The sequence below is a fragment of the Vibrio sp. 10N.286.46.A8 genome (genome assembly GCF_041470165.1).
In the GTDB taxonomy this organism is placed as follows: Bacteria; Pseudomonadota; Gammaproteobacteria; order Enterobacterales; family Vibrionaceae; genus Vibrio; species Vibrio tasmaniensis_A.
Map to the genome: position 1 here is coordinate 17,142 of NZ_JBFRLX010000146.1, position 4,517 is coordinate 21,658.

At 44.6% G+C, this 4,517-nt stretch carries 4 protein-coding genes and 1 pseudogene; 3 read left to right on the plus strand and 2 right to left on the minus strand.

Annotated features, from left to right (window positions below):
* The first annotated feature begins 66 nt into the window (after positions 1-66).
* Positions 67-459, plus strand: a complete 393-nt coding sequence (locus tag AB4232_RS14600) for a cystatin domain-containing protein (RefSeq protein WP_009845784.1) — start codon at positions 67-69, stop codon at positions 457-459.
* Positions 460-585: 126 nt separating this feature from the next.
* On the opposite strand, the gene AB4232_RS14605 is transcribed toward AB4232_RS14600, so the two are convergent.
* Positions 586-1,179 (minus strand): hypothetical protein, encoded by a 594-nt coding sequence (locus AB4232_RS14605; RefSeq protein WP_135380699.1) that lies wholly within the window; start codon positions 1,177-1,179, stop codon positions 586-588.
* A gap of 212 nt (positions 1,180-1,391) precedes the next feature.
* Complete coding sequence (locus tag AB4232_RS14610) at positions 1,392-2,990, minus strand: isocitrate lyase (protein WP_017097741.1); 1,599 nt, start codon at positions 2,988-2,990, stop codon at positions 1,392-1,394.
* A 141-nt stretch (positions 2,991-3,131) separates the two neighbouring features.
* Between AB4232_RS14610 and AB4232_RS14615 the strand changes: the two genes are divergently transcribed.
* Together AB4232_RS14615 and AB4232_RS14620 are read left to right on the plus strand one after the other, a co-directional pair.
* Entirely contained in the window at positions 3,132-4,085 is a 954-nt protein-coding gene (locus AB4232_RS14615; RefSeq protein WP_009845781.1) for a LysR family transcriptional regulator, read from the plus strand.
* Positions 4,086-4,240: 155 nt separating this feature from the next.
* Positions 4,241-4,517 (plus strand): annotated as a pseudogene (locus tag AB4232_RS14620) (malate synthase G); the annotation flags it as partial.

Consider the following 4,517-nt stretch of genomic DNA (forward strand, 5'->3'; position numbering starts at 1 on the left):
AGCTTGTCTGCATATGAAACATCATTGCGGGTAACGCCTCGTGAATGACAGAGGTAGAGAGAATTTATGAAGAAAGTACGATTAACATCATTACTTGGAGTAGCAACCTTGTTTAGTGTCGCTGTGTTAGCAGGATGCAGTCAGAAATCTGAGGTTCCAGTTCAATCACAAGAGAATACGAATCCGATCTGTAGCACTAAAAACCTGACAGGTGGTTGGTCGCAAAGCGCTATCACACCACAAGCTAAGCAAGCTTTAAATGCAGTTCTTGGTCAAATGAACACTTCAGCTGAGCTAAAGCAGATTCTGAGTGTGCGAACTCAGGTTGTCGCGGGTTTGAATTACGCTATTGAGTTTGAAATGGATAATGGTGAAGTGTGGAATACCGTTGTGTATCGCTCACTACAAGGTGACATTGAAATGACGCAACCTGCACAGCAAGGTCGTCTGTGTCCATAGATCAACTGGTCCATAAATTTACTGGTCTATTGATTAACTAGCATGTGAATAACTTCGCACATAAAAAAATGGCTCCTACTTAGGAGCCATTTTTTATTCTGAATAGTGCTTACGTAATGAACCTGATTAACTGGTCAGTTCCGGCTCTGACAGCTCTGGTTCATAAAGCTCTTGCACGCAAGCACGACTGATGTCTTCATCAATGTAGGCCATTCCAAGTTTATTGAGATAATCCATACGATCCGCAGTGCGCAGTTCGATGCTTGGGCCTGCGATGTTGTTCTTTTGATAGATCTCAGTTAAGTGAGCCATGAATTGCTCGCCAACACTCATCATTAATAGGCTCATTGCGCCAACGTCAGGCCTTACTTTGGCACGTTGTTTATCCGTTAAATTTACCGCTAATACGATAGGGCGCTCTTCACCCTCAAAACGAGTGCTGCGCTCGCGAATGGTTTGCTGAGCCCAGTAGTAGGCCAGTTCTTTACTCTGTGTTAAGAAGACGGGCTCAACGGATTCTGTGTAATTATTGCCAATCGTTGCCATGGTTTTTGAAGCGGCTTCATTGAGCGCTTTGTCTCCAGAGCGCTTTAGCCCTTGACCTTGAATAGACGCGAGTAAAGCTGAAGATGTGCCGTGATACCAAGTATCACCCGTTGCGAAACCATTTTCTGATAACAGTGTTTTTGCATCTTGTAGGTGTGTCGGTATTGAAGTCATAGGCACTCTCAAAAAATAAGAATCTCAACAAATAGGAATCTGAACAAATATGTATACAGTTAGCTTAAACAGAAGTTGTTCGGTTGACCGTGGTGTGGAACACAAATCTGAGGCTTTGAGGTAAAGCTGGCAGTAGTAGCTTTATCTCAAAGCCTTCCCCCGGATCTTACCTAAGTAAGAGAGAAGGGCGGGGGAGGCTTTAGCGTTAGCGATTAATCAAATTGATTAGACGTATTCGCTTCACCCGCTGCTTTTAGTGCATTTTCACCAGCAAAGTATTCTTTGTGGTCATCACCCATGTCTGAACCAGACATGTTTTGGTGTTTAACACATGCGATACCTTGGCGAATCTCTTTACGTTGAACATTAGCAACGTAGCCCAACATGCCTTGGTCACCGAAGTATTCTTTTGCAAGGTTGTCGGTAGACAGTGCTGCTGTGTGGTAAGTCGGCAGAGTAATCAAGTGGTGGAAGATACCCGCTTCGCGAGATGCGTCTGCTTGGAATGTACGAATCTTCTCGTCAGCGCTTGCAGACAGTTCAGTTTCATCGTATTCCGCACTCATTAGGCTTGCACGGTCGTAAGCTGATACATCTTTACCTGCTGCTGCCATTGCATCGTATGCTTGTTGGCGGAAGTTTAATGTCCAGTTGAATGATGGAGAGTTGTTGTAAACCAGTTTCGCATTAGGGTGAACTTCACGTACGCCGTCCATCATCTCTTTGATTTGACCGATGTGTGGTTTCTCAGTCTCAATCCAAAGAAGGTCAGCACCCGCGTTGATTGCTTCAATACAGTCGAATACACAGCGGTCTTCACCAGTACCTTCGCGGAATTGGTATAAGCCTGAAGGCAGACGCTTAGGACGAACTAGCTTGCCGTCACGATTGAAGCAAACATCACCTTCAGCCATATCTGCAACATCAATCTCTTCAACATCTAGGTATGAGTTGTAGATATCACCTTGGTCGCCAGGTTCTTTCACTACCGCGATTTCTTTTGTTAGGCCAGCACCTTGTGAATCGGTACGAGCAACAATGATGCCGTTGTCGATGCCTAGTTCAAGGAAAGCGTAACGAAGTGCGCGAAGTTTTGCGTGGAAGTCAGCATGAGGAACCGTTACTTTGCCGTCTTGGTGACCACATTGCTTCTCATCGGCTACTTGGTTTTCGATTTGTAGACAACATGCACCCGCTTCAATCATTTGCTTAGCCATTAGGTAAGTCGCTTCTGCGTTACCGAAACCTGCATCGATATCCGCAATGATTGGTACTACGTGTGTTACGTGGTTGTCGATTTTGTCTTGGATTTGGTCTTGTAGATTCACATCACCCGCTTCACGTGCTGCGTCTAGCTGACGGAACAAGCCACCTAGTTCACGAGCATCCGCTTGGCGTAGGAAGGTGTATAGCTCTTCTACTAGGCCAGCAACCGACGTTTTTTCATGCATAGATTGGTCTGGAAGTGGACCGAAGTCAGAGCGAAGTGCTGCTACCATCCAACCTGAAAGGTATAGGTAACGACGGTCTGTCTTGCCATCAAAGTGCTTCTTAATCGAAATCAGCTTTTGTTGGCCGATGAAACCGTGCCAGCAACCCAGAGACTGAGTGTATTGAGAGCTGTCTTCGTCGTAAGCCGCCATGTCTGCACGCATAATATCTGCCGTGTATTGCGCAATATCTAGACCTGTTTTGAATTTGTTTTGAGCTCGCATACGAGCTGCAGATTCAGGGTTGATTGCATCCCATGGAGCACCAGCAGCGCTTTTTGCAACTTCAATCTTTTCGATATCTTGTGTAATTTGCGACATAACTATTCCTTAGTTTCACGTGGACATGTTGGCCAATTTGGCGAGGTCATTCGATTTGGATTAAATCTAACCATGGACAAAGAATAACCATGTATGTGATAATTTTGTTAATTTATAGTTATTATATTCGGTATTTTTCTTATGAATATTGCTCGTATAGACCTTAATTTACTTGTGTATTTAGACATGTTGCTACGTGAAAGAAACGTAACACGAGCAGCAAATCAGTTAGGAATCACTCAGCCAGCCATGAGTAATGGCCTGCGTCGATTGCGTGATCTATTTGAAGACCCGTTGTTGGTGAGAACCAGTGAAGGGATGATACCGACCGAGCGAGCACATAAACTGCAGCCATTGATTAGAAACATCTTGGCGAATGTAGAAAAGACATTGCAACCGACCACGGAGTTTAATGCAGAAGACAGTGAGCGTGTGTTTCGTATCATGGCGAGTGACTATGCTGAGTCGACCATTATTCAGCCGCTATTGAAAAAGTTGAGCGAGATAGCACCGAAAATACGCTTGGATATTATGACGCCGAGTGACGTGAGTTATCAGGATGTGGAGCAAGGCACTGTTGATATTATCATCAACCGTTTTGACGACATTCCACAGTCGTTCCATCAGATGAGCCTTTGGCACGACGGGTTCTCTTGCTTATTTAGCTGTGATAACCCGATAGCGGACAACTTCGATATTTTGTCTTATCTAAAGGCGCAACATATTTGGGTAAGTAAGACGGGTATGGGCACAGGTGTCGGGATCAACCCAAGCGAAGCGCAAAAGCTTGGTTGGATAGATGAAGCATTAATGCGCATTGGCAAAACGCGTAATATCACGGTGTTCACAAGACACTATCTGTCGGCGATTCTCTTCGCTCAACAGAAGAACCTGATCCTGACCATTCCAACCAAAGCGGCACAATTGCAGCGCAACAACCCTCGGTTGTTAATCAAACCTGCGCCATTTGCTATTGAACCCTTCGAGGTGAAGATGGCGTGGAGTCCATTGCTACAAACCAATCCAGACCATCAGTGGATGCGCCGATTGATTAAAAGCGTCGCCAATGAAATAGAGAGTGGTGTGACGGAATAACACAGTTTGTAGGGTATTTTTTATATGAATATCCAGTATAACTGGCATAAATTAGCTAAATTTATGTCCGTTGCGTAAGTTTAAGTTAGTAAAGTAAATTTGAGCTAGTCACGAAAATTTATTGAGTAGCCATCAGTTAGTTTGAGAGAGATTTTATGAGCAGTCGTATTCAACAGGGAAGCTTGAACATTGATAGCACCCTCTACCAATTAATTAATGATCAGGTCATTCCTGGAACAGGCATTGTCGCTGAAGACTTTTGGCAATCATTTGCAACCATCCTTGAAGATTTGGCTCCAAAGAATCGCGCATTGCTTATCAAGCGCGACGATCTTCAACATCAAATTGACGTCTGGCACCAAGAGCGTGCAGGCCAGACCCTAGATGCAGCAGAGTACAAACAGTTCTTGCAACAGATTGGCTACTTAGTCC